Annotated in this window: 25 protein-coding genes; 6 read left to right on the top strand and 19 right to left on the bottom strand. The window is 31.2% G+C overall.

Translation table 11 applies throughout. From position 1 onward, the window contains the following. Positions 1–11 precede the first annotated feature (11 nt). Together ACKTSW_RS00515 and ACKTSW_RS00510 are read left to right on the top strand one after the other, a co-directional pair. On the top strand, positions 12–722 hold the full coding sequence (locus ACKTSW_RS00515) for an ABC transporter ATP-binding protein (RefSeq protein WP_408023316.1): 711 nt from the start codon (positions 12–14) through the stop codon (positions 720–722). Continuing rightward, positions 715–2052, top strand: a complete 1338-nt coding sequence (locus ACKTSW_RS00510; RefSeq protein ID WP_408023315.1) for a TolC family protein — start codon at positions 715–717, stop codon at positions 2050–2052. The genes ACKTSW_RS00515 and ACKTSW_RS00510 overlap by 8 nt, the downstream gene beginning before the upstream one ends. 294 nt (positions 2053–2346) lie before the next feature. Here the strand turns inward: ACKTSW_RS00510 and ACKTSW_RS00505 are convergent, their stop codons facing one another. From ACKTSW_RS00505 to ACKTSW_RS00450, 12 genes are all read right to left on the bottom strand, one after another. Next, complete coding sequence (locus ACKTSW_RS00505; RefSeq protein ID WP_408023314.1) at positions 2347–3303, bottom strand: hypothetical protein; 957 nt, start codon at positions 3301–3303, stop codon at positions 2347–2349. A gap of 114 nt (positions 3304–3417) precedes the next feature. Next, a complete protein-coding gene (locus ACKTSW_RS00500) occupies positions 3418–3732 on the bottom strand; it encodes a hypothetical protein (protein ID WP_408023313.1) in 315 nt (104 codons plus the stop codon). 598 nt (positions 3733–4330) lie between these two features. Further along, positions 4331–5248 (bottom strand): helix-turn-helix domain-containing protein, encoded by a 918-nt coding sequence (locus ACKTSW_RS00495; RefSeq protein ID WP_408023312.1) that lies wholly within the window; start codon positions 5246–5248, stop codon positions 4331–4333. 179 nt (positions 5249–5427) lie between these two features. Continuing rightward, a complete protein-coding gene (locus ACKTSW_RS00490; protein ID WP_408023311.1) occupies positions 5428–5814 on the bottom strand; it encodes a hypothetical protein in 387 nt (128 codons plus the stop codon). Between the two features lie 16 nt (positions 5815–5830). Further along, entirely contained in the window at positions 5831–6649 is an 819-nt protein-coding gene (locus ACKTSW_RS00485; RefSeq protein ID WP_408023310.1) for an oxidoreductase, read from the bottom strand. A gap of 596 nt (positions 6650–7245) precedes the next feature. After that, a complete protein-coding gene (locus ACKTSW_RS00480; protein WP_408023309.1) occupies positions 7246–7971 on the bottom strand; it encodes a hypothetical protein in 726 nt (241 codons plus the stop codon). A 171-nt stretch (positions 7972–8142) separates the two neighbouring features. Beyond that, complete coding sequence (locus ACKTSW_RS00475) at positions 8143–8736, bottom strand: hypothetical protein (RefSeq protein WP_408023308.1); 594 nt, start codon at positions 8734–8736, stop codon at positions 8143–8145. Between the two features lie 192 nt (positions 8737–8928). Next, complete coding sequence (locus ACKTSW_RS00470) at positions 8929–9291, bottom strand: n-acetylglutamate synthase (RefSeq protein WP_408023307.1); 363 nt, start codon at positions 9289–9291, stop codon at positions 8929–8931. Continuing rightward, positions 9278–9574, bottom strand: a complete 297-nt coding sequence (locus tag ACKTSW_RS00465) for a YciI family protein (protein WP_408023306.1) — start codon at positions 9572–9574, stop codon at positions 9278–9280. Before ACKTSW_RS00465 ends, ACKTSW_RS00470 begins: the two co-directional genes overlap by 14 nt. A 12-nt stretch (positions 9575–9586) precedes the next feature. Next, on the bottom strand, positions 9587–9913 hold the full coding sequence (locus ACKTSW_RS00460) for a winged helix-turn-helix transcriptional regulator (protein ID WP_408023305.1): 327 nt from the start codon (positions 9911–9913) through the stop codon (positions 9587–9589). Positions 9914–10551: 638 nt separating this feature from the next. Next, complete coding sequence (locus ACKTSW_RS00455) at positions 10552–10875, bottom strand: hypothetical protein (RefSeq protein WP_408023304.1); 324 nt, start codon at positions 10873–10875, stop codon at positions 10552–10554. 81 nt (positions 10876–10956) lie between these two features. Further along, on the bottom strand, positions 10957–11397 hold the full coding sequence (locus ACKTSW_RS00450) for a hypothetical protein (RefSeq protein WP_408023303.1): 441 nt from the start codon (positions 11395–11397) through the stop codon (positions 10957–10959). A 593-nt stretch (positions 11398–11990) separates the two neighbouring features. Here ACKTSW_RS00450 and ACKTSW_RS00445 point away from each other — a divergent pair. Then, positions 11991–12191 (top strand): tyrosine-type recombinase/integrase, encoded by a 201-nt coding sequence (locus tag ACKTSW_RS00445; RefSeq protein WP_408023302.1) that lies wholly within the window; start codon positions 11991–11993, stop codon positions 12189–12191. Here the strand turns inward: ACKTSW_RS00445 and ACKTSW_RS00440 are convergent, their stop codons facing one another. After that, complete coding sequence (locus ACKTSW_RS00440; RefSeq protein WP_408023301.1) at positions 12192–14399, bottom strand: endonuclease MutS2; 2208 nt, start codon at positions 14397–14399, stop codon at positions 12192–12194. Positions 14400–14436: 37 nt separating this feature from the next. Between ACKTSW_RS00440 and ACKTSW_RS00435 the strand changes: the two genes are divergently transcribed. Next, entirely contained in the window at positions 14437–15102 is a 666-nt protein-coding gene (locus tag ACKTSW_RS00435) for a uracil-DNA glycosylase (RefSeq protein WP_408023300.1), read from the top strand. Here the strand turns inward: ACKTSW_RS00435 and ACKTSW_RS00430 are convergent. Together ACKTSW_RS00430 and ACKTSW_RS00425 are read right to left on the bottom strand one after the other, a co-directional pair. Beyond that, positions 15089–16105, bottom strand: coding sequence for a glycosyltransferase family protein (locus ACKTSW_RS00430; protein WP_408023299.1), 1017 nt, complete (start codon positions 16103–16105; stop codon positions 15089–15091). The genes ACKTSW_RS00435 and ACKTSW_RS00430 overlap by 14 nt on opposite strands. Positions 16106–16204: 99 nt before the next feature. After that, complete coding sequence (locus ACKTSW_RS00425) at positions 16205–17074, bottom strand: UDP-2,3-diacylglucosamine diphosphatase (RefSeq protein ID WP_408023298.1); 870 nt, start codon at positions 17072–17074, stop codon at positions 16205–16207. 304 nt (positions 17075–17378) lie between these two features. On the opposite strand from ACKTSW_RS00425, the gene ACKTSW_RS00420 reads away from it, so the two are divergent. Further along, a complete protein-coding gene (locus ACKTSW_RS00420) occupies positions 17379–18425 on the top strand; it encodes a DUF2911 domain-containing protein (protein WP_408023297.1) in 1047 nt (348 codons plus the stop codon). A gap of 68 nt (positions 18426–18493) precedes the next feature. Here ACKTSW_RS00420 and secA read toward each other — a convergent pair whose 3' ends face one another. The 4 genes from secA to ACKTSW_RS00400 form a co-directional block, all read right to left on the bottom strand. Continuing rightward, a complete protein-coding gene (gene secA, locus ACKTSW_RS00415; protein WP_408023296.1) occupies positions 18494–21844 on the bottom strand; it encodes a preprotein translocase subunit SecA in 3351 nt (1116 codons plus the stop codon). 126 nt (positions 21845–21970) lie between these two features. Next, complete coding sequence (locus tag ACKTSW_RS00410) at positions 21971–22192, bottom strand: DUF2795 domain-containing protein (protein WP_047789198.1); 222 nt, start codon at positions 22190–22192, stop codon at positions 21971–21973. A 100-nt stretch (positions 22193–22292) separates the two neighbouring features. Beyond that, positions 22293–22865 carry a cob(I)yrinic acid a,c-diamide adenosyltransferase gene (locus tag ACKTSW_RS00405; RefSeq protein ID WP_408023295.1) on the bottom strand — a complete coding sequence of 191 codons (573 nt, stop codon included), beginning with the start codon at positions 22863–22865 and terminating at the stop codon, positions 22293–22295. A 19-nt stretch (positions 22866–22884) separates the two neighbouring features. Next, a complete protein-coding gene (locus tag ACKTSW_RS00400; protein ID WP_408023294.1) occupies positions 22885–23292 on the bottom strand; it encodes an acyl-CoA thioesterase in 408 nt (135 codons plus the stop codon). A gap of 175 nt (positions 23293–23467) precedes the next feature. Here ACKTSW_RS00400 and dnaA point away from each other — a divergent pair, with 175 nt between their 5' ends. Then, complete coding sequence (gene dnaA, locus ACKTSW_RS00395) at positions 23468–24892, top strand: chromosomal replication initiator protein DnaA (RefSeq protein WP_408023293.1); 1425 nt, start codon at positions 23468–23470, stop codon at positions 24890–24892. Positions 24893–24929: the final 37 nt, after the last annotated feature.

Here is a 24929-nt window from a genome sequence, read left to right as displayed (position 1 = left end):
GAAAAAGACGTATGATTAAAATTAAAAATTTATTAAAAGTATATGTAAGTGATGAAGTTGAGACTACAGCTGTAAATGAAATTAATTTAACCATCAATAAAGGTGACTTTATAGCTATAATGGGACCTAGTGGATGCGGGAAATCTTCCCTTTTAAATATTTTAGGATTGCTTGATAGTGCTTCAGGTGGAGAGTATTGGTTTGGTGATGAGGAAGTTGTAAAACGTACTGAAAAAGAAAGAGCTAATTTGCGAAAAGGAAATATTGGATTTGTATTTCAAAGCTTTAATCTTATTGACGAATTGACAGTATTTGAAAATGTAGAGCTACCATTACTTTACCTTAAAGTATCCAAAGCTGAACGCATAACAAAAGTTAATGAAGCTTTAGAACGTATGGGGATAATGCATAGAAGAAATCACTACCCTCAGCAATTATCTGGTGGACAACAACAGCGTGTAGCCATTGCTAGAGCGATTGTAACAAAACCAAAAATCATTCTTGCAGATGAGCCTACAGGAAACTTAGATTCTGCTAATGGAACGGAAGTTATGAATTTATTAAAGGAGTTAAATGAATCTGGAACTACAATAGTAATGGTGACGCACTCAGCTGTAGATGCAAAATACGCAGACCGTACAATCAATTTATTTGATGGAAAAATAGTCACTGAAAACATAAATAAATCTCAAGAACTAGAAGCTAATATAAATAATGTATAAACCGTTTTTTACCTATTTATTAATTCTGTTTTTAAGCAATAGTATTGTAGTAACTGCTCAGGAAGTGTTAACTTTAAATGAAGCATTACAATTTGCAATAGAAAGTAATGTAGATATTGCTAAAGATAAAAACAATGAAGCTAGCACTAAATACAATAAGAAAAGGGCTTATCTTTCATTGTTACCAAGTGTAAATGCATCTGCAAACCTATTTGAATCAACAGGAACTAATTTTGATCAATTAACAGGGGTTTTAAGAACAGAAACAGGACAATATGTAAATGCCTCTATAACTGCAAGCTGGGATATTTTAAATGTGTTAAATAAACTTTCTGATTTAAAGCTTTCAAAATACAATCATGAAAGTCAAAAAGCACAATTAGAGTACACCAAAGATTTTGTGGTATTAAATGTAGTTGGAAGATATTTAGAAACATTACAAGCTATAAAACAAGATAAAATTTTAAATAAGTTTTGTGATGTTCAAGAAGCACAACTTAAAAGAACACAAGAGTTAATAAAGGTAGGTGCTTTACCAGGACAAGACTATTATACACAAAATGCAGAATGGAGTCGCTTAAAATCTTCTAGAGAAGATAATTTAAACATATTAAATACTAAGAAGAATGAATTGATGCTTTTGCTTCGTATGGATCCTTCTAAGGAAATAGAATTGGAAAAAAACCTTAAAGTGGTTTTATTTGATAGAAATGTTAGTATTGACAGTTTGTATGAAAAAGCACTTGAAAAAAGGAAAGATTATAAACAACTTGAAGCGCAATCTATAGCAAATAAACATCAAGTTAATTTACAACGAGCAGCTTATATTCCTTCTTTCTCAGTGTATTATAATTATGGGTCAAGATACTCTTCTTTTCAAACAAGAACATTTAAAGATCAGTTTTTAAAAGATAATATTACCAATACTATAGGTGTTTCAATAAATATTCCTGTTTTTAATGGAATACGTGTTAGAAATGAAGTTTACAAGGCAAAACAAAATTTTGAAAACTCTGAACTAGATGTAGTGCAAATAAAAAATGATATTTATGTAGAATTAAAAAATTTAATGAATACTATTTCTGCAAATAAAAAGAAAGCTGCGTATAGAAAAGATCAAACAGAGTCAGCAAAAAGAGCTTATGAGTTAGAGCAAGAAAGATACTATTTAGGGCAAGGAAACCCTTTAGATTTAGGTGTAGCACAACGAAACTATATTGAGGCTTCTTTATTACTAAACCAAATAAAATATCAACTTATGTACAACAGGTACGAACTTTTATTTTTAACAGGAAATATAGATTCGCTTTTATTAAATAAAAGGAGTTGAATTAAATAGAAGATACATTTATTCTTTTGGTACTAATTAATAGAAAAGAAGAGTTAATAAAGCTATTTCTTTATACAGAATTATTTACTTACAATAGTAACATATGGCAAGTAGGCTAGAGTAGTAAAAGTAATCAGTTTTCTCGTTTTTCTTTTTCAGATACTTTAAGTATTCTACTTCAGCAAAAGAGTTATGTAGGCTTCCCTATTTTAAGACACTTCTAAATTCGACAAATAATTATTAATGTCAGATTTGATGAAGAATTTAAATTCTTCATCAAATCACCCATATTAATTATACCCATTGTTGTAAGGCGTTATTTATTCGGGTCATAAATTCATTTTTCTTGTCAATGTGTAATGCTAAATTCTTGTACTTATGTTTAATTCCATATAATCCAGTCAATTCATTTACTTGCTTTAACCTGATAATGATATTGTGGCTTTCCAATTCTCCCAAAAACGATAGTTTCCGTGTTTCCGTGTTTCGTTCTAAATCTTTTGACGAAATTTCAATGCTATCGATACTTTTTAAATCGATAGTTGTTTCGTTCATTATTCCATATCTAAGGTATAGTTTATCATCTTTAATAAATATTGGTCTTTTAGACATTGATTTTAGAAAACCAAGAAGCTGAATCCCAGAATAAATACTTAAAAAAGTCAAAATCCAAGCAACCGTAACATTCCATTTTTGAAGAAGAATATGTAAAACAACAGTTTCAATAGCAACAATGAAAATTATTGCAATTAGTAGTGAAATTGTTCCGCTATCTTTATGGTAAGAGAATTCATTTTCATTAATTTTTCTTTTTTTCCAATAAATGAAACCATAATAAAAAACAGCAATTTCTGTAACAACAGGAATAACTAAATTTTTCGGAAGTATTTCATAACAAGTGTTTTTTAATGTTGTAAAAAAGTCAACATTTTCGCCTTTGTTTAGCCTATATAATTTTATAGCTTTGGTCAGATTGTAGATGACATATGACACTATTGATAGCTCAACTATTGGAAATATCCAAGTTTTAAAAAGGTTGAGATAATATTGATTTTGTACTGGAAGAATTATTGAACAAATTATCATTACAATAATCAAAAAAGGTACGACCGATGTCTTTGGGATATTCGTTTTTCTGATAAGCATAAAGTAGATGATAGGAACTGTCAATAATAAGTCGAATGTAATTCCAATCGAGAGTGTATTCGGGTTTGTTGTAAAAAATGATGATTTAGCGAGTATTATCATCATCCCAATAATCAGTATTGGTATTCCGAATATTAATAGATTTTTATGAAGGTTTAATGTTCTGTTCATAGGTTTGTTTTAATATCTTATAACGGTCTCGGCTATGAGTAATTGCGATTATACATTGTTGCTATACGTTTTTATCTCAATTTTATTATTCAGCTTTTTATTTAGAAAGTCTGAAATTTTTTGATAATCAGATTGGTTTAAATTCATATAATATACATAATGCTTTTTTTCGTTTTTTTCAGTCAGAATTATGTGACTAGATTTTAAGTAGATATTATTTAGCTTTTCAATTCCGATTGTTTGTTTTCTTGCTCCATTTTTAAAACTCAATTCATTATTTTTAATTTCTATAATTCCACTTGGCACAAATAAAAAACCTAAAATAAACAATAGAATTCCCGTCACAAAAAGTAAACTCCACATAATTTTTTCTGATTCAAAGTATTTCAGAGCTAAAAATCCACCAACAGATAATATTATTCCAAAAATAAAAGGTACTGTTTTATTATAATCATCATTATTCGTTGGTATTCTTAATTGGTCAATATTTTTACCATTTCTGTATTTTATTCTTCCGTAAATACTCCAAATAATTAGAGCAATTCAGAAAACCGGAAAATATTCTCTTACTGGGTCGATTAATTTCCTCACATATTTTGCTTGAAAAAGCAGAACAATTCCAATTGTCAATATTGCCCCCAAATATGGATTTCGTTTTTTCATCTAATGTATGGTAACCTGTCTATGTATGATTAGAGGCATGTTTAAGCACCTAATTTAGTAAATAAATACCGAATAGAAAATCTGTTAGGATTTTCGTAAGTAGGCGAGAACCAGCCATTAATTATACACGGTGTTACCTACAGTATTTATTTTTCAAATATAGTTTTGAGACTGGCTCGTGGGACTTGGCAATGTGCTTACAAATAAGGTTGGCTACTCTAATTATTCTCCAGTTTAATGAAAATAATGCTTTCACTGAATGTTAAGTACAATAAAATCTTGACTTATTCAATATTGATTAATTCATATTCCTATATTCTCTTGGGCTAAATCCTGTTTTTGACTTGAACAGGTTGCTGAAATGTTGAGGATATTCAAAACCCAGAGAATATGCAATCTCACTAATTGAATCGGAAGAGTTTAATAGGATGTTTTTTGCTTTATCAACAACAAATAAGTGGATATGTTCTTGCGTAGTTTTACCAGTTTCTTTCTTTAGCAAATCGCTGAGGTAATTTGGTGATAGATTTAACTCTTTCGCACAATAGTTAACATTTGGTATGCCAAAGTCTATTGTCAAATCTGACTGATAATACCCTTTCAATAATCGTTCAAATTTGGATACCATATCACTGTTTAGATTTGTGCGAGTATAAAATTGTCTATCATAAAACCGAAGACAATAATCCAACAATAGTTCAATATTCGAAATAATCAGATGTTGGCTATGCCTATCCAAATTCTGACTATACTCTTTTATTATTTTATCCAGTATTTCGTCAACCGTATTTCTTTCATCGTCAGAAAGATGTAATGCTTCATTTACATCGTAATTAAAAAATGTATATCGATTCATTCTATCAGCTAACCCCGACTTCCTTATTAAATCAGGATGAAACCCTAATATCCATCCTTCATCTTCTTGGTTACCAATATCAAATTCACCTGTATATTCCGTTACTTGACCTGGAGCTGTAAAAACTAAAGTGCCTTCTTCGTAGTCATACGAGTTCTTACCGTACTGAAGTCTTCCACAATCTTTTGTTGATTTCAGTGATACTTGATAAAGATTATTCACCACTTTTACTTCCTGAAAATCAGATACCAGTTTAATATCCTTAGCATATACAACCGTTACTAAAGGGTGTTTAGGTTTAACCAATCCCAATGATTGATGGACTTGACTAATTGAATTAATAGTGAATGTTTTAGACATATATATATTTATTAATTACGAGAGAATATTTGATTATTTTCCTGATAGTTGTCTCATCAACTAATCTAATTTTATAATTAACCTGTCAGGCTTTTATAATAAGCAATAATGGCAAGGTAAGAAAAGGCTTCAATTATTATATTTCCAACCAAAAATACTACAACTGATAAACTAACTCCTTACCATACTATATTCTTAATTATTAGAAAAGCCATAAGTGAAAGTACAACCAAAACTACAATTACTATTTGTAGCCTAGGGTAGTTGTCTTTTACTTTGGACATACGTTCAATTTCTGTTTGTTGAAATTCGACTTTGTCATGCTTGTATAGCACTTTATTTTCTTTAAGAAGATTTTCTTGAGAGATACGCAATCCAAATCCCATTGCATAAAGGAGAACTCCAACAACCAGTGCACCGTTTCTAAATCCGCTCGCCAATCCGCTTTCACCGTAAAGGTGGAAGAATAAAGCTGTTATCAAAAAGCCCGAACCAAACAGAATTGCATTTAGTCCAACTCCTTTTTGTGCTTGTATATAGATTTCTAATTGTTCAATCAACTGCATTGCCGAAGTTTTTTGTTTATTGAAATTGTCTCATTAATATTTTATCAAATGTTCTGTCTCCTAAATATTTTCTCATAAACATTAAAGGCTTTGCAAATGAACCTGCAACATATCTTGTTTTTGGTTTTTTACTATGCACAGCTTTATCTATTAGATTAGTGATTACACTTGGAGATGAAAGCTGTCCTTTTTCATACATTTCGCCGGTTGATTTTATAATTTTTTGTACAGAGTTTGCGTATGGTCCATTTTTAGAATCTCCCTGAAGATTTTTCATAAAGACATTACCAAATTCAGTTTCAATACCACCTGGCTCAATAATTACAACATCAATGCCAAAGGATTTTAATTCCACTCTAAGACAATCACTCCATCCTTCTAATGCATGTTTGGTAGCATGATACCATGCTCCAAAAGGAGTATACATTTTACCTCCCATTGATGAAATATTGATGATGGTACCTGATTTTTGTTCTCTCATACCAGGAATGATTTTCTGAGTAATACTTGCCAAACCAAAGATATTAACTTCAAATTGCCTCCTTGCAGTATCAATTGGTACTTCCTCAACTGGTCCATATAGTGCATAACCTGCATTATTGATTAATACATCAATTTTTTCTTGTTCACTCAGCACTTGATTTACAGCCGATTCAATTTGAGACTCATTTGTAATATCCATAGCAATCGCTTTCCCACCAGCTTTTACAATATCATCCATTTTTTCAACTCTTCTTGCCAGTCCGTAAACAACATGTCCTTTTTTTAAAAGGTTTAGTGCAAAATCTTTTCCCATTCCAGAAGATGCACCTGTGATTAGTATTACTTTTTTCATTTTATTATAGTTTTAAAAGTTTATAATCAAATAGCAATACAAAATTACATGTGCTTAATAAGATTTATTAAAAGATTTTAGGGATAAACTAAATGAAATTACAGAATTAAATCTTAAAGTGTGATGATAATTTATTGGTAGATAAAATAAAGAGAAAACATATCTGATGATATTTAATCTATTTATTGAGTAACTGTGGGAGTGTTAAAACAACTCTTTTGCAGGGCTGGCTTGCAGTGGTTTGCAAATGTGTTGTTTTTGGGTTAGGTTTCTTTTGTCTTTTTTGCGGGGGAGAGAAAAAATAAAATAAATTTCTCGTACTACACCTACCTATCAACGGAGTACCAATCCAATCAATCCGTTTTTTGTGATTATTTCAATTTTTCTATACCGTATCAATCTGTTGTATCAAATCTCCACACATGCATACAACGTTTAGTATATGGTAAATAGGGTAGTAGAAAGCGAAAAACTTTCAAGCTTGCACTGAGCTAAATCGTTGTATTTTGTTTTTAATTTATTAATTTTTAAAAGCCAAATCAATGATTTGGCGGTGTTGGTAAATAGCAATAAACTTTCGTAAACCACCAAACTGCCTATTTGCTATATACCGTGTTAGCAACTGACTTTGTTTTTTTAATTTGTAAAATCGAGAGGATATGTAAAAATACAGCTGTAGGCATTAAAAAAGCCGCAATCAATATATATGGGTAAGTCAATGCTTCGAGTGGCAATAACGGAACTTCACTTCCGAAAATTTCTGGTTTGTATATTGTAGTTTGAAATAAGAATATAATGCTTGCTATAACAGTTAAACCAAGGTAATTCCAAATTAGAACCACTTTCCTTGTAATTATTTTTTTACTGTAAGTAAGAAAAGCAATAATTGGGGCAGTAAAAGCAAATACCATATCAAAGTTGTATCCTTCAATAGTTACTTGAGGATTAAAAATTCCTTGTGCAACAGAAAAAACGAAAAGCAATTCCACTAAAATTCTAAAAGACTGAAAATATATTATCCAATGTTCTGGGATGCTTTGAATCCATTTTTTATTTCTGTTTAAGTATAGAAATACACCCGTAAAAATAAATGATGGTATGATAAAGGTAATTACAAAAAGAGGAGGAAATTCGTAAGATTTCAAAATATCAGTTGAGGCGACTAATAAGATAAATATTTGCCATAAGAGTAATCCGAGAATCAGTTTTATTTTATCCCTTTTAGAACTCCTGCTGGATTCATTTATCGCTTTAAAACCAATAAAAACCAAGAATAAAATTGTCACCATTGTTAATCCAATATATGCTAATTTAAGTACCATATTATATTAGTTGTTTTTAGTTTTTCTTGTTGCTAACGTGTTTGTATATGATTTAGTTGCGGGAAAAGAACGCTAGTCATTTTCCGTTGTTGTGGAAAGATAATTAATAAGATTGAATTTCTGGTGCAGAAATTTAGCGGCAATTAATTATACACGTTGTTGCCACATCTTTTATTCAGTTTTATATTCAATGGTAGCCTTTATTTTATGGTTGTCGGTTTCAGAAATTAATACAATCCCAGCTTTTTTTATTCCTTCACTTTTTTGAGGTTCAAAAATAATTTTGTTGTAAGTTTTGTTTTCAATAACAATTTTAGAGTCTGAAGTTAGTCTGTTGTATTCAATTCCATTCGGAGTGAATGAATATGTATCTTCTCTCTTTAGTTCTGAGTTTTCAGTATATGCATTGAAAATAACTTTCCTATATAAAAACTCTGAGAGAGAAATAGGTATTAGAAAAAACAATAAAAGCACTTGAGCATTAATTCCTACAGAAATAGAACCAAGATTCACGGCAAAATGAGCATTTATGAATTGAGACAAGTCAAAAGTAAAATCTCCGAATATCATATACGGAACTTGAGCAACAATCCATATAATGCCCAAAAAAGAGAATCTCATTCTTTTTGAGAAAAATGCAATTGAGGAAGTAATTCCTATTATACTAATTAGTATTGATGGATTAGATAAATTATTCAGGTTGTTATTAATATTCAACAAACTCGTAATTAAAACACAAATGTAAAACCCTCTAAGTAAATTCATAGTTCTTTTTTTTAATGTGTGGCAACGGTTTGTGTATGAAACATAGCGCATAAAAAGGCGTTAATTTTCAGGAATGACACAGAGCTAAATTTTTATATTTTGTTTTTAACTTATCAATTTTAAAAGCCCAATAAAAAGTCTTGGCAGACTTGTTCAATAACTTTCAACTATGAATTAAACACCAAATCCGTATTAATTATAGCCATTGTTATATTTAGTTTTTAATTGTAAAAGAGATGATTTTCCTTTGGTAAAGCCTCCACAAGTCCATTCCCAATTCTCAATTATTTTAAGTCTACCATCATTTAGAACACTAATATCAGAAACACACTTACCTGTCTTTATAATATTTTCGTTGTCAATTTGTTGGTAATTGAACTTGAATCTCTGATTGCTTATAAAAGAACCAACCAGAGTTCCAAACCTAATATTATTTCCAGAATACGTAGCCCAAACTATGTCATCATTTTGACGATAATGAAACACCGTACTATCATCTGTGTCGCTATTTTTGCTACTGGATAATGGTTTAAAGTATTTATTATTTAGATTCACCTAATAAGAATTTTAGATTAGTTATACTCAGTAATGGAGTGAACTTTGTTAAGCTATATTCAGCAACTTTCTCAATAATTAAAGGATCATTATCTAAAATTTCACATAGTTCTTTTTCTGAATTTGAGTTTGCAATTACAATCCCACCATTACGTGGATCTTTTGGGCCTCCAAGAATAAATATTCCATTTTTATATTGTTTAGATACATATTCTCTATGCAATTCAGTATAATTATTTACTTCTTCAATTGGCTTGACAAAATTAAAATTTATAATAAACATATTTTTTAAGTTTTAGTTAAATTTTTCTGACCATTTTTCTGACCATTCTCTTAACGGATTAAAAAGATTAAACAATTCTTCTCCCATACCTGTTAGTTTGTAACCGTCAAGAACTTTTTCAATAATAAAAGTTTTCTGAAGCTCTTTTAGTCTGGTATTTAAAGTTGTAGGAGATATTCCATCACATTTTTTTTCTAGTTCGCTAAATGATTTTTGATTTTCTTTTAGATACCAAAGGATATTCATAGACCAGTTTCGCCCTAACAAGTCAAAAAGAGCCATTATCGGTTTTCCAGATTTAGAGCCTCTTACAGGTTTTCCAGGTTTAGGAATGTTCATCTTTATATTTTTTACAAAACTACATATTTTGTAGTCAACTACAAAATATGTAGTTACTTTGTTTGAGAAATTGCATTGAGTTTGTGATTTGAGAGAGTTTTTCGGAATTAAATATAACGTCTCAGCTATGGTTAGTACGGGAATTAAAAGTAGTAAACTTTCGATTAAGCACCTGACCAAAACTTTTTATTTTCCCTTATAAAGCAAATCAAAAAGATTTGGCGGACTTAGTTAAAATCTCTAAACTTTGGGTTAAGCACCAAAACCTGTATTAACTATATCCAGTTTTTGCTGAATCGACAACTTGAACCGCAGTTAAAGGAATTTTAAATTGGTTAGCTATAGAGTTAGTTATTTCAAATTGTAGTTCTTCTTTACCAACAAAAACATTAATCGGAAAGGACAGATATTTTTTTCTAGCAATTACTTCATTTCTTTGCTTTTTTTCTAATCCAAGTTCAATTCCTTCTTCGTAGATTCTGTTTTTTTAAAATTACTAGCAACGTTTATGTATAATATTAGTGGCGTGTTTAAACAACTAATTTAATATACAAATCCTTGCCCGCGGGAAATTCCGTAGGAATTTTCCAAGTAGGCTAGAACTAGCCATTAATTTTATACTTTGTTGGCAGAGGTTATTAATCTCCTAAATAGACAAAAGTATTTGTACTCAAGGTTTTTGGAGTAATATCTAAATCAGCTTGAGCAACTCCTCCGTTTATACTACTAGCTGTTGCATCATGCGTATGATTTCCAGACAATTCAGTAGCACCTGCACCAAGGTCAGCGGCATTATTAGTAACACCATTTACAGCAAACCAAGCTCTATCTCCACCTCCTCCTGGTCCTGATGAGTTAATATTCATTGTGTGGGTATGATTACCAGCAAAACTCATGGATATAGTTGGAGCTACATTAGGTAAATTATTTTGTGCAATAGTTTTAGTGTTACTTCCACTCACACTTCCAATAGTTGTTCCATTTTGAGCTAAGTATACATTTGTAGCATCGGGTAAATTTGTACTAAACCCTAAAGCGATAGCTTAAGTTTGTTGCGAGGTTGTAAGTGTAGATATTAAACGACCATCTAATTTTATCCAACCACTATGGTCTGTTGTTTGAAAACCTTGTTTGGTATCCCCAAAACTAAATTTGTCATTGCTACTACTATTCATAGAACTCCAAATACTTCCGTTAAAGTAATAATAACCTATTTCTGTGATATTTTGTGTAGCCGTATTTAAGACTCCACTTAAATCAGTAACATACATAATGGCACCTACTTGGTCTGTTGAATAAGCTGTTTTTGCAATTAAATCAGCTCTTGAAATTCGAGGTGCTATTACACCATCTGCAACTCCAACCGAAGAAGGTTGTCCTACTACTTCTAAAGTTGTGTTTGGGTTATTTGTTCCTATACCAACTTGTGAAAATGAGGTGGTATAAATTAAAACCATAAAAAACAAAATGCTTACTTTTTTCATATACTTAAATTATTTATGCTAATCCTAATCTCTACAATACCCAAATATATACAAATTATAGAAATGGATTTTACTCAATATAGTTTTTATCCTAACCATACATAATGGAGAAAACCGAATCTTTATATCTTTTCAGTATACAGTTGAAAAGAAAAATGCATTGAGAAAGAGATTTTCGTCAGCTAAATGGAGTAAGACCAAAAGAGTTTGGCATTTACCAGATATGCAACTGTTAGAAAAGCGTAAAAGTTAACTTTAAACTCGAGGTTACACCTATCAAGTTCAAAAATTAGTCAAATTAATCAACAAGCACTTTATAATTTTATAAATCAATTAGAACTCAAAGCGTATAACTAAAACACGATTAAAATTTATGTTTCTGAATTTAAGCATCTTATAAAAATTTTAAAAAACTACCATGTATATAATCTTACTCCTAAACGACTCAAAGATTATTTTTTGTATTGCGTAAAAGTTGAAGAAATGTAAGAGTAGAAAATTAACGGAAAATAAATGCTATAAAATTTTACTTTGAAGAGCAGTATAACGGTGAGTATAGTATCAAAAGTGTACAAAAAGTATTTAAATGAGCAATGAAAAAAGCAGGAATTAACAAACAAATTGGTATTCATGGGCTATGTCATAGTTATGCTACACATTTGCTAGAAAGTGGTGCAGATATACGTTTTATTCAGCAACTTTTAGGTCATCACAGTATTAAAACACCCCAACTCTATACACATGTGTCTAAAGCATCTGTTAAAAACATAAGTAGCCCTTTAGATAGTTTATAGCTATTTTTTAGCTCGTTCCACTAACTCTAATTGTTCAATTTTAGCTTCGGTAGTAAACACCCCGTAATTAATAAATGCTTTTTTCTTTTCTATTTTATCAATACTACCTACAGCATTACCATCAATTAAACGAACCTTGTCGTTTACTTTAAAAACATAAGCAGCTCTCTCTTTAGCTATTTTTTTAGCCTCTTTTTCCTTGTCCTCTCTAACTTTTACAACTTTTTGGAGTACTTCTTTTTCTACTTTTTTTATTGCTTCTTGTTGTTTTTGTGTTGCTACTTTTTCTTGTTTTTTTTCTGTTTTTGTTTTCTTTTGGGGAGGGTTTTTCTTTATATGTTTAGTTTTTTCAGCGGTTACCCATTTAAAAAAATTAGCCGTTAACTCTTTTTTATTATTGGTTTGAAAGTATTTATTTAATAATTCATTAATCTTTCTACCCAACGAAAGCATACGTTGGTTGTTATCATACAATTCTTGAAAACCTTCTAGCTTTTCACGTATTTTAAGCTCTTTTTCATGCAAGTTTTCAATATGTTCTTGCCCTTTCGATTTTTGTTTGTTTAAACTCTCAGACGTTTTTTGCAGGCGATTTCGTTCTTTTTGAAGTTTAGAAATCGTTTTATCTAAACGAATCTTTTCGGTTTCTACACGTTTTTTAGCACGGTTAATTAAGCTATACGGAATTCCATTTTTCTGTGCTACCTCAAAAGTAAAAGAACTCCCAGCTTGTCCAATATACAGTTTGTATAAAGGCTCTAAAGTACGCTCATCAAACTGCATGTTGGCATTAGTAACATTGTCTAACTCATCTGCCAATACTTTTAAGTTAGCATAATGCGTAGTAATAATTCCAAAGGCTTTTTTTTCGTAAAACTCTTCTAAGAAAATCTCAGCTAAAGCACCACCTAGCTCAGGATCCGATCCTGTACCAAATTCATCAATTAAAAACAGGGTGTTTTCATCACATTTTCTAAGAAAAAAGCGCATGTTTTTTAATCGATAACTATAGGTGCTTAATTGATTTTCGATAGACTGGTTGTCACCAATATCTGTTAAAATGGTATTGAAAAGGGTTGTTTCACTACGTTCATGCACTGGAATTAACAAACCACTTTGTAACATAGCTTGTAGTAAACCAATAGTTTTTAACGTAATACTTTTTCCACCCGCATTTGGCCCTGAAATAACAATAATTTGTTGTTGTTCACTAAGCTGAATGGTTTGCGGAATAGTTTCAATATTCTTAGCATTATTCTTTTGCCATAAAATAGGATGGAAGGCATTTTTAAAAAACACTTTCTTTTCTTTGGATATTTTTGGGAGCAATCCGTTAATACTTTTAGCATATTTAGCTCTCGCACCAACCGTATCTATATGTGTTAAAAATGAAATGTATTCAGTTAATAGTGGTGTAAAAGGTCTTATTTCAGCGGCTAAAGATCGTAATATACGTACTACCTCTTGTTTTTCTTCATACAAGAGGTTTTGTAATTCTCTACTGTAAGTCAACGTTGCTTGTGGAGCGATATAAACAATGTTTCCAGATTTTGACGAACCTAGTAAACTTCCTTTTATTTTACGTCGGTGCATAGCTAAAACGGCTAACACACGTTGGTTATCGATTACTGTTTCTTTAATATCATCTAAATAGCCACTGGCTATATTTTTACTTAAGGCACGAGAAAAACTTTCAGAAATTTTACCTCTTACAGAGCCAATTTCTTTTCGTATTTGTTTTAAGGTAGGTGAAGCGTTGTCGGCAACTTCACCGTAGGTAGTAATAACTTTTTTAATATTATCTACAATAGCGGTAGTAAACTCAACTTCATCACTCAAGGCAAAAAGTGTAGGGTAGTAGGTTTGAAACTTCTTTAAAAATTTCTTTTGTTCGTTTACAGTTTCTGAAACCGAAGCGACTTTTAAAAAACCATCAGTCTCCAAAAAACTGTTTTCAATAGCGAGTCGCTTAATTTCTTCAGAGATATCTTCGAAATAATGATTCGGAATTCTGTTTTCATTTTCAAAGGAAGCTAAATATTCATTGACCATATTCAGCTCAAAAAACAACTCTTTTTTGTTAGGAATAGGTTGAATTAGCATTGTTCTCTCTTTTCCTAAACTTGAAATACAATGCGTTGCAACTTGTTCTAAAACCGTTGTGAATTCTAAATCTTGAAGTGTTTTATCTGTAATGTTTTTAGTCAAAATAGTATATTTGAAACCAAGACAAAAATAACAAAGAATGCAAGTAAAAATTAATGATAGCTGGAAAAAAATTTTACAACCTGAATTTGAGAAATTATATTTTGAAAATCTTACCAAATTTGTTAAAAATGAATATTCAAAACATACGTGTTATCCAAAAGGTTCAGATATTTTCGCAGCGTTTAATTTTTGTGCGTTAGATGATTTAAAAGTGGTAATAATTGGTCAGGACCCATACCATGGAGTAGGGCAGGCAAACGGGTTGTGTTTTTCGGTACATGATGGAATTGCGCATCCACCATCACTCATTAATATTTTTAAGGAGATAGAAAAAGATGTAAACATTCCATATCCAAAAAGTGGCGATTTATCGCGTTGGGCAACACAAGGAGTATTATTGCTAAATGCTACCTTAACGGTTAGGGCTAGTGAGGCAGGAAGTCACCAAAAACAAGGTTGGGAGCAGTTTACCGATGCTGTAATTCAGAAAATATCCGAAGAAAAAAAAGATGTAGTGTTTTTACTTTGGGGTGGTTTTGCTAAGAAAAAAGCAAAATTGATAAATAAAAATAAGCATCATATTTTAACTTCTGGCCATCCATCACCCTTAAGTGCGAATCGTGGGTATTGGTTTGAGAACAAGCACTTTTCAAAAACCAACGATTTTTTACAAAGTGTAGGTGTAACAACTATTCAATGGTAATTTCTGGTAAAACAGTTTTGTTATAATAAGGTAAAATAATAGCATCTAACATATCTTCGGTAACATCAGGGTAATGAACTTCAATAGTTTTGTAGGTGTTAATCCATTTTTCAATTTTAGGTAATTGCTTTTTGCTTAGTTTTTTTATAACTGTAACTCCCATTTCTTTTAAAGTAACAGCATTGCATTGTTGTTCGTATTGATTTTTCATAGGAATAACCAATAGTTTTTTACGTAAATACAAGGCCTCTGTAGGTGTCGCAAAACCTGCACCACAAATTATTCCTTTTGCAGAAGCCATACTTCGAATAAATGCATTGTCGTTAATTGGTAAGATGGTAATGTTATGGAAGAATTGATGTTCTTTAGTTTTTTTAGAAAAGACTTGCCATTTTATATCTTTTATGCTTGAAAGTACTTTAATTATTTTTTCATCGCTATACGATGGTAAGTATACAGTATAATGCCCTTTGTTTGTAATATTTCGATAGCGAATCTCTTTACGAATAATAGGCAAGAAGGTTGATGAAGAATCTGTTTTAAAATGAAAACCAAATTTGTTTTTTGCAGGAGCGTAGTATTTTATAATTAAACGCTCTAATCTAAACCTTTTAAAGGCAGAATTTTTATCGTTTAATAAAGCGTTTTGGTTACTTAAAGAAATAATAGGAACATTTCTAAATAAACATGCCCAAGCAGAAATAGGTTCAAAATCGTTAATAACCAAATCGTATTCTTTTACAGGAAGTGTTTTAATTTCTTTGTAAACCTCCTTTAGGTTTAAGTCTTTTAAGCTACTAATTAGATCGATTCCACCCTTTTTACCAAAAACGAACCCCATACCATGTAATTTATATTTTATATCGAAAGGAAGTTCTATTTCGTATTGTGACCCACTAACCAATATATCTACATCTCCACGCCTTTGTAAATGTGGAATAATTTCTAAGGCTCTACTTGCATGTCCGTTTCCTGTTCCTTGAAAGGCATATAATATTTTCATTTTTTTAATTTTCGTAATTGTTTGTTTTTAGTAATTTAACCATGTCAATAGGCGTTAACTATTTTCTAACTAAATGCCCATTGTTAGCTTTCATGATTATTAGCTTTTAATGTTAAACTCTTTAAGTAATTCAGAAAAAAGTTCGCTGTTATTATTTTTAGAACTAATGAGTTCTAAGTCTTTTATAGTATGGTTTAAATGAATGTTTTTAGCAATTTCATCTTTTTCGTATTCGTATAAAAACCATTTTTTGTTTTTATATTCTAAAGCGGTTAAGTTTTCTATCCAATCACCAGAATTTAAGTAAATAGTACTTCCCTTTTCAGTTTCGATTGTTCTTATTTCTGGTTGATGAATATGTCCACATACCACATAATTGTACCCTTCGTCAATAGCAATATCGGCAGCAGTAGTTTCAAAATTGTTAATGAATTTAATAGCGCTTTTTACGCTATTTTTAATTTTTTTAGAGAAAGAGAGTCTGCCATAACCCATTTTAAGACTTATCCAGTTTACACAGGTATTAATTAAGATTAAGAAATCATAACCCATTCCGCCTAACTTAGCAAGCCATTTAGAGTGTTGCATAGTCACATCAAATACGTCTCCGTGGAAAAACCATCCTTTTTTACCATCAATATTTAATACTACTTTATTTACGATTTCAAAGCTTCCTAAGCGAAAACCTTTAAACCTTCGTAGCATTTCATCATGATTTCCTGTGATGTAGTAAACTTTTGTTCCTGAGGTAATAAAATTCATCAGTTGTTTGATGACTTTCATATGTGGTTTAGGGAAATACCGTTTGTTAAATTGCCAAATGTCAATAATATCACCATTTAAAATTAAAATCTTAGGATTAATGGTTTTTAGGTAATTATTGAGCTCAGTAGCTCTGCAACCAAAAGTACCTAAGTGTACATCTGATATTACAGCAATATCTAATTTGCGTCTTTTGTTTTTTTTCATTCTAAGTGCACTTCGATGTTTATCAAAATTACTTTTCGAATGTTTTTAAAAAGTGAAGTAATTATAAATTATTAGTAATAAAATCTTTACTAAAAAGTGTAGTAAAGGTTATGTAAAAGTGAATTTTGTTTTTAAAATAGCCTGTTAAAGTATATTAAAAAATGGTTACAAATTATATTTTAACGTATTACTAACAGTAGTTGCTCATATTTGTTTTTAACTTGAAATATCAAACAGTTAAACTAAATCAAAATTTAAGATGAAATTAAAGAATTTTACAAAAGTTATTACGTGCTTTTTAATAATGTTAAGTTTTAATTTAAAAGCACAGTTAAATTTACCTCGAGGTAGCCAGCTAGCTACTGTTTCACAACGTGTAGGGATTACTGATGTTTACATAAAATACTCTCGTCCAAGTGTTAAAGGAAGAGAGGTGTGGGGGAAACTAGTTCCATATGGAATGAATGATTTAAGATTTGGTACAGCGAAAGAATCGCCATGGAGAGCTGGGGCTAATGAGAATACAGTAATAAAATTTACCAATGATGTATCTGTAGAAGGGAAACCTTTAAAAGCAGGGAAGTATGGGTTACATATGGTTATAAATACTGATAATACAGCTACGATAATTTTTTCTAAAAATCATACAGCTTGGGGTAGTTTTTTTTATGACTCAAGTGAAGATGCTTTGCGAGTTAATGTTAAAACCAAAACGATTCCCCATGTTGAGCAACTAACATTTGATTTTACAAATGTTGATAAGGCCTCTACAGTAGCTTCTTTAAAATGGGAAAAGAAGCAAATACCTTTTAAAATAGAAGTAGATGTAACCAATGTTGTTTTAGAAGATATACGTAAGAAATTACAAAGTCAGTCTGGGTTCAGTAGACAAACGTGGGAGCAAGCTGCTAACTATTCATTAAATAATGGAGGAGATTTAAATGAAGCTCTTGGTTGGGTAAATAATGCTATTGAAGGACAGTTTTATAGTCAAAAAACATTTAGAAACCTTTCTATAAAAGCGCAAATATTAAATAAATTGGGTAGAGTAGAAGAATATGGTAAATTAATGGATGAGGCTGCATCAATAGCCAATACTAATCAATTAAATCAATTAGGATATGCCATGTTGAACGCAAAAGATTACCCAAGGGCAATAAAGTATTTGAAAAAAAATGTAGATAACAACCCAACAAGTGCAAATGCGTATGATAGTTTAGGTGAAGCATACAAAGCAGCAGGAGATAAGAAAAATGCTGTAAAAGCCTTAAAAAAGTCATTATCGTTAAATCCGCCAGCAAATGTAAAAGCAAATTCAGAAAAATTATTAAAAGAATTGGGAGAAATGTAATTCTCTTAGTTATAAAAAAATAAAAAGCTCGGTAAAACCGAGCTTTTTGTATATAAATTATTTTGAGATTACTTGTTGTACAATACCCATTCTCCTTTTTCTAATAAAGGAATAGCTTGTTTGTATTTAACCTCTTTTTCTTCACCCGACATCACATTTTTGATAGTAACTTTTTCGTTACGACCAATTTTTGGTTGTTTGCGAATAATAGTTTCTACAGCTTGTTGTTCTTGTGTTTGTTGATTACGAGCGTTGCTAATAGCTTGCTGTGTTGAGTTTTGAACCTCGTCTTTACGTAAATCTAATTGCTCACGTTGTTGTTCACGAGCTTCTGATACTTGTGAAGCTTCTTGACTTGGTAATTTTCCTTTGAATAAGAATGATAATACCTCTTTGTTTACTTTGTCAATCGTTTCTTGAAATAATTCGAAAGCTTCAAATTTATAAACTAATAAAGGATCTTTTTGCTCGTATGTAGCATTTTGAACAGTTTGTTTTAACTCGTCCATTTTACGTAAGTGATCCTTCCAGTTTTCATCAATAATCGCTAAGGTGATGTTTTTTTCAAAATCGTTTACTAATGATTTTCCTTCACTTTCGTAAGCTTCTTTTAAGTTGGTAACTACTTGTAGAGTTTTTGAACCATCAGTAAAAGGAACAACGATACGCTCGTAACGATCACCTTCATTTTCAAAAACATTTTTAATTACAGGGAATGCATTTTCAGCATTTCTTTCCGCATCGTTTTTGTAGTTTTCTGCTACTATTTTATATAACTTGTCAATTAAATCTTGTTCTGATGCTTTGTTGAATTCTTCTTCAGAAAAAGGAGAAGTCATAGCAGAGAAACGAATTAATTCAAACTCAAAGTTTTGGAAGTCTTTTATTTCTTTGTTTTGTCTTACAATTGAATCACACGTATCGTAAATCATATTTGCTATGTCAATTTGTAAACGTTTTCCGTCTAAAGCATGGCGACGACGTTTGTATACAAACTCACGTTGTGCATTCATAATATCATCATACTCTAATAAACGCTTACGAATACCAAAGTTGTTTTCCTCTACTTTTTTCTGTGCTCTTTCAATAGATTTAGAAATCATAGAATGCTGAATTACTTCGCCTTCTTTTAATCCCATTCTATCCATCATTTTTGCAATTCTATCTGAACCAAATAAACGCATAAGGTTATCGTCTAAGGCTACATAGAATTGAGAAGAACCTACATCTCCTTGACGTCCTGCACGACCACGTAACTGACGGTCTACACGACGTGAATCATGACGTTCTGTTCCAATAATAGCTAAACCACCTGCGGCTTTTACTTCATTAGATAATTTAATATCGGTACCACGACCTGCCATGTTAGTAGCAATTGTAACTACTCCTGGATTACCAGCTTCAGCAACTACATCGGCTTCTCTTTTGTGTAATTTTGCATTTAAGATATTGTGAGGAATCTTACGGATTTGTAACATTCTTCCTAATAATTCAGAAATTTCAACAGAAGTAGTACCAACTAACACGGGTCTTCCTTCACCAACTAATTTTACAACATCTTCAATTACTGCATTATATTTTTCACGAGTTGTTTTATAAACTAAATCCTGTTTGTCGTCTCTTTGAATTGGTTTGTTAGTAGGAATTTCTACAACATCTAATTTATAGATTTCCCAGAATTCACCAGCTTCAGTAATCGCTGTACCGGTCATACCTGATAGCTTTCGGTACATTCTAAAGTAATTTTGCAACGTAACGGTAGCAAAAGTTTGCGTAGCATCTTCAATCTTTACATTTTCTTTTGCTTCAATGGCTTGGTGTAATCCGTCAGAGTAACGACGACCGTCCATAATACGGCCTGTTTGCTCATCTACAATCATTACTTTATTCTCCATCACCACATACTCCACATCTTTTTCAAAAACGGTATAGGCCTTTAAAAGTTGATTCATGGTGTGGATACGTTCGCTTTTTATGCTAAACTCACGATATAATTCTTCTTTTTGATCTGCTTTTTCTTCTGGAGTAGCGTCACTGTTATCTATTTGACCAACTTTTACACTAATATCTGGTAAAACGAAGAAAGTTTCATTTTTTGTGATATCAGAAAGGTGTGCAATACCTTTATCTGTTAAGTCAATTTGATTATTTTTTTCTTCAATGGTAAACCATAACTCTGCATCAACTTCAGGCATTAGCTTGTTGTTGTCTTGCATATAAAAGTTTTCAGTTTTTTGAAGGATTTGTTTCACACCTTCTTGCGATAAAAACTTAATTAAGGCCTTATTTTTAGGAAGTCCTCTGTAAACTCTTAATAATAAGAAACCACCTTCTTTTGTATCACCTTCTTTAATTAAACGTTTTGCTTCAGCTAAAACACCTACTAAATATTTGTTTTGAAGTGAAACTAAGTCTGCAACCAAAGGTTTTAGCTCGTTAAATTCATGAGTGTCTCCTTGTGGTACTGGTCCAGAAATAATTAATGGTGTACGAGCATCATCAATTAAAACAGAATCTACTTCATCAATAATAGCATAGTTTGGTGCACGCTGTACTAAGTCTTTTTTAGAGTTAGCCATGTTATCACGTAAGTAATCGAATCCAAATTCGTTATTAGTTCCATAGGTAATATCAGCATTGTAAGCTGTTCTACGTGCCTCAGAGTTTGGCTGATGGAAATCAATACAATCAGTACTTAATCCGTGGAACTCAAAAATTGGAGCCATCCACGCACGGTCACGTTTAGCTAAGTAATCGTTTACAGTAACAACATGTACGCCGTTACCTGTTAAAGCGTTTAAGTATACTGGTAGCGTAGAAACTAATGTTTTTCCTTCCCCAGTCATCATTTCGGCAATCTTACCTTGATGTAATACAGACCCACCAATTAACTGAACATCGTAATGAATCATGTCCCAAATAACCTCTTTACCTGCTGCGTCCCATGAGTTAGCCCAAAAAGCTTTGTCATCTTTCAAGGTAATATGTTCACTGGTAGCTGATAATTCTCTATCGAAAGAAGTAGCAGTTACTTCTAGTTCAGTATTGTTAGTAAAACGCTTTGCAGTTTCTTTTACGACAGCAAAAGCTTCTGGCATAATGTTTAGTAAAACAGCTTCAGAGGCTTCATAAGCTTCGTCTTTCAATTTATCTATTTCTGTATAAATTTCTTCTTGGCGATCAATATCTGCTTTTTTAACCTCTTCCTCAAGCTCAGTTATTTTATCAAGAAAAGACTTCGTAGCATCTTTAATTTTAGATTTAAATTCGATTGTTTTTGCCCGTAATTCATCGTTTGATAAATTACTTAATGAATTTTCAAAAGATTGTACCTTTTCTACAATCGGTTGTAATGATTTTAGATCTTTTTGTTGTTTGTCTCCAACAAATAGTTTTATAATCGAATTTAAAACGCTCATTTTTAAAATATTGTTTTACAACTACTTAACTTGTTTTTAAATAGTTTTTTATGTTTGCTTTATTAAGTGCTTAAAAGTAAGCAAAAAAAAAGCCTCTGTAACAGAGACTTTTATCATTGTATTTTTTTAGTATTCATCTTCATTCCAAAGATAATCTTCTTCTGTTGGGTAATCTGGCCAGATTTCAATAATAGAATCGTATGCCTCACCTTCATCTTCGATATCTTGTAAGTTTTCTACCACTTCTAACGGTGCTCCAGTACGAATAGCATAATCAATTAATTCGTCTTTAGTTGCAGGCCAAGGTGCATCTGCTAAATAAGATGCTAATTCAAGTGTCCAATACATTTCTTTATCTGTTTAATAAGATTTTCCGCAAAAATAATTTTTTTTTGTAGAAAGTCAAGTTTTTTTTAAAAAATGTGAAATCAATAATTAAAGAACTTCGTTAAAGCTTTTCGGGAATCCATTTAATTTCGTCAGCTTGTAAGTCTTGAGTCAACTTTCGTGCCAACACAAAAAGGTAGTCAGAAAGTCGGTTTAAATACTTTAAAACAGTATCACTAATTGTTTCTTCTTCATTTAAAGCTACTGCTAACCGTTCCGATCTACGGCATACGCAGCGTGCTATGTGACAAAATGACACGGTTTGATGCCCTCCAGGTAGTACAAAGTGTGTCATTTGGGGTAGGTTTTCATTCATAAGATCAATTTCAGATTCTAAAAACTGAATAGACTCTTCATTAATTTTAGGAATGTTTAAACGTTCTTTACCACTTTTTAAAGTTTCTTTTTCTGGTGGTGTGGCTAACATTGCACCTAATGTGAATAAATCGCTTTGAATTTTTGTTAATTTCTTTTTTAGAGTGTCATCAATGTTTTGATCTCTAATTAATCCAATATAAGAGTTAAGTTCATCAACAGTTCCATAGCTTTCTATTCTTAAATGGTATTTTGGTACTCGAGTACCACCAAATAGAGCAGTGGTACCTTTATCACCGGTTTTAGTGTATATTTTCATATGTTTTTTACGTGTTTGATTAGTTCTTTAAGATAGCTAATTTATCTAGAATATAATCAGGACAACGCATAGGTTTTTTTGTATTATTGTTAATAAATGCTAATACTGTATTTCCAGTTGAAATTAGTTCGTTATTTTGATTGGTAATTTCATAGTCGAATTCAATTTTAACCGAAGGTGTTTTTTTTAAAATGGTTGTAATGGTTAGTTTATCATCGTATAATGCTGATTTTTTAAAGTTACAAGATAACGAAATAACAGGTAACATGATTCCTGATTTTTCCATATATTTGTAGGTAACGCCCAGAGAACGTAGCCATTCGGTACGGCCAATCTCAAAAAAATGTGCGTAGTTTCCGTGGTAAACTACTCCCATTTGATCAGTTTCAGCATACCGAACACGTATAGTTGTGTAATGTTTTCGCAAAAAAATAAATTTATTTTAGTTCGACTAACGTTACGGAAAAAAAAAATAAAAGTCAATAGCGATTTCATTTTTTTATACTAAAATTTATTCACACTTTTGTTTGCCCAGACTTAGGTGTTTGGAATCCCCGTAAATCTGATATAAAAATTAACAAATAAAATTGTTTTTTACCAATATGACTAAAACAGCCGATTCAGTTTGGATGGAATGTTTGACCTTTATTAAGGACAACATTAAACCACAGGCATATAAGACTTGGTTCGAACCGATAAAGCCAATTAAATTGGCGGGGGAAGCTTTGACAGTTCAAGTACCAAGTAAATTTTTTTACGAGTGGTTGGAAGAGCATTACATAAAATTGTTAAGAGTAGCTTTAGTTCGTCAGTTAGGAAATGACGCTAAATTAATTTACGATGTACGTATGGAAAATACGTATAGTAGTAATAGTCCGCAAACAGTAAAAATACCTAGTTCAAACCGTAATCCATTAAAACCACAGAAGGTAACAGTTCCGTTAGAATCAAAACGCGAATTGAAAAACCCATTTGTTATTCCTGGATTGCAAAAGGTTAAGATTGAGTCTCAATTGAATCCAAATTATAACTTTGTAAATTTTATTGAAGGAGATTCTAACCGATTGGCACGTTCTGCTGGTATGGCTGTAGCAAATAAGCCAGGAGGAACGTCATTTAATCCATTGTTAATATACGGAGGAGTTGGACTAGGGAAAACACATTTAGCGCATGCTATTGGTGTTGAGATAAAAGATAAGTATCCAGATAAGACAGTGTTGTATATTTCTTCCGAAAAATTCACACAACAATTTATAGATTCGGTAAAATCAAATACAAGAAATGACTTTATTCATTTCTATCAAATGATTGATGTACTAATTATAGATGATGTACAGTTTTTATCAGGTAAATCAGGTACACAAGATGTTTTCTTTCATATTTTTAATCATTTACATCAAAATGGAAAACAGGTTATTTTAACTTCAGATAAAGCACCTGTAGATATGCAGGATATTGAACAACGTTTATTGTCTCGTTTTAAATGGGGATTGTCAGCTGAATTACAAGCACCAGATTATGAAACAAGAATCTCAATATTACAAAACAAGTTGTATAGGGATGGTGTTGAAATGCCAGAGGAAATTGTAGAGTATATTGCTAAAAACATCAAATCAAATGTTCGTGAATTGGAAGGAGTGATTATATCGATGATAGCTCAAGCTTCTTTTAATAGAAAAGAATTTACAATTGATTTAGCAAAACAAATTGTAGATAAATTTGTTAAGAACACTAAAAAAGAGTTGTCTATAGATTACATACAAAAAGTAGTATCAAAATATTTTGATATGGATGTGGCGACTTTACAATCTAAAACACGTAAACGTCATATTGTACAAGCGCGTCAGTTGGCTATGTATTTTGCAAAGCGAATGACAAAGTCGTCGTTAGCAAGTATAGGAAGTCAAATAGGTAAAAGAGATCACGCTACGGTGTTACATGCATGTAAAACTGTAGATAATTTGACAGAAACTGATAAGCAGTTTAAAAAATATGTAGAAGATTTAACTAAAAAGTTAACTCTATAAAATAACAAACCTCACTTAGTTGAGGTTTTTTTTTGAG

The sequence above is a fragment of the Tenacibaculum sediminilitoris genome (genome assembly GCF_964513795.1).
GTDB classification, from domain to species: Bacteria; Bacteroidota; Bacteroidia; order Flavobacteriales; family Flavobacteriaceae; genus Polaribacter; species Polaribacter sediminilitoris.
This window is presented reverse-complemented; position numbering and strand designations above follow the sequence as displayed.

Coding starts and splice junctions, on each gene's coding strand:
- ACKTSW_RS00515 (WP_408023316.1), top strand. CDS start 12: ATGATTAAAATTAAAAATTTATTAAAAGTATATGTAAGTGATGAAGTT.
- ACKTSW_RS00510 (WP_408023315.1), top strand. CDS start 715: ATGTATAAACCGTTTTTTACCTATTTATTAATTCTGTTTTTAAGCAAT.
- ACKTSW_RS00505 (WP_408023314.1), bottom strand. CDS start 3,303: ATGATGATAATACTCGCTAAATCATCATTTTTTACAACAAACCCGAAT.
- ACKTSW_RS00500 (WP_408023313.1), bottom strand. CDS start 3,732: ATGTGGAGTTTACTTTTTGTGACGGGAATTCTATTGTTTATTTTAGGT.
- ACKTSW_RS00495 (WP_408023312.1), bottom strand. CDS start 5,248: ATGTCTAAAACATTCACTATTAATTCAATTAGTCAAGTCCATCAATCA.
- ACKTSW_RS00490 (WP_408023311.1), bottom strand. CDS start 5,814: ATGCAGTTGATTGAACAATTAGAAATCTATATACAAGCACAAAAAGGA.
- ACKTSW_RS00485 (WP_408023310.1), bottom strand. CDS start 6,649: ATGAAAAAAGTAATACTAATCACAGGTGCATCTTCTGGAATGGGAAAA.
- ACKTSW_RS00480 (WP_408023309.1), bottom strand. CDS start 7,971: ATGGTACTTAAATTAGCATATATTGGATTAACAATGGTGACAATTTTA.
- ACKTSW_RS00475 (WP_408023308.1), bottom strand. CDS start 8,736: ATGAATTTACTTAGAGGGTTTTACATTTGTGTTTTAATTACGAGTTTG.
- ACKTSW_RS00465 (WP_408023306.1), bottom strand. CDS start 9,574: ATGTTTATTATAAATTTTAATTTTGTCAAGCCAATTGAAGAAGTAAAT.
- ACKTSW_RS00460 (WP_408023305.1), bottom strand. CDS start 9,913: ATGAACATTCCTAAACCTGGAAAACCTGTAAGAGGCTCTAAATCTGGA.
- ACKTSW_RS00450 (WP_408023303.1), bottom strand. CDS start 11,397: ATGAAAAAAGTAAGCATTTTGTTTTTTATGGTTTTAATTTATACCACC.
- ACKTSW_RS00445 (WP_408023302.1), top strand. CDS start 11,991: ATGAAAAAAGCAGGAATTAACAAACAAATTGGTATTCATGGGCTATGT.
- ACKTSW_RS00435 (WP_408023300.1), top strand. CDS start 14,437: ATGCAAGTAAAAATTAATGATAGCTGGAAAAAAATTTTACAACCTGAA.
- ACKTSW_RS00430 (WP_408023299.1), bottom strand. CDS start 16,105: ATGAAAATATTATATGCCTTTCAAGGAACAGGAAACGGACATGCAAGT.
- ACKTSW_RS00425 (WP_408023298.1), bottom strand. CDS start 17,074: ATGAAAAAAAACAAAAGACGCAAATTAGATATTGCTGTAATATCAGAT.
- ACKTSW_RS00420 (WP_408023297.1), top strand. CDS start 17,379: ATGTTAAGTTTTAATTTAAAAGCACAGTTAAATTTACCTCGAGGTAGC.
- secA (WP_408023296.1), bottom strand. CDS start 21,844: ATGAGCGTTTTAAATTCGATTATAAAACTATTTGTTGGAGACAAACAA.
- ACKTSW_RS00410 (WP_047789198.1), bottom strand. CDS start 22,192: ATGTATTGGACACTTGAATTAGCATCTTATTTAGCAGATGCACCTTGG.
- ACKTSW_RS00405 (WP_408023295.1), bottom strand. CDS start 22,865: ATGAAAATATACACTAAAACCGGTGATAAAGGTACCACTGCTCTATTT.
- dnaA (WP_408023293.1), top strand. CDS start 23,468: ATGACTAAAACAGCCGATTCAGTTTGGATGGAATGTTTGACCTTTATT.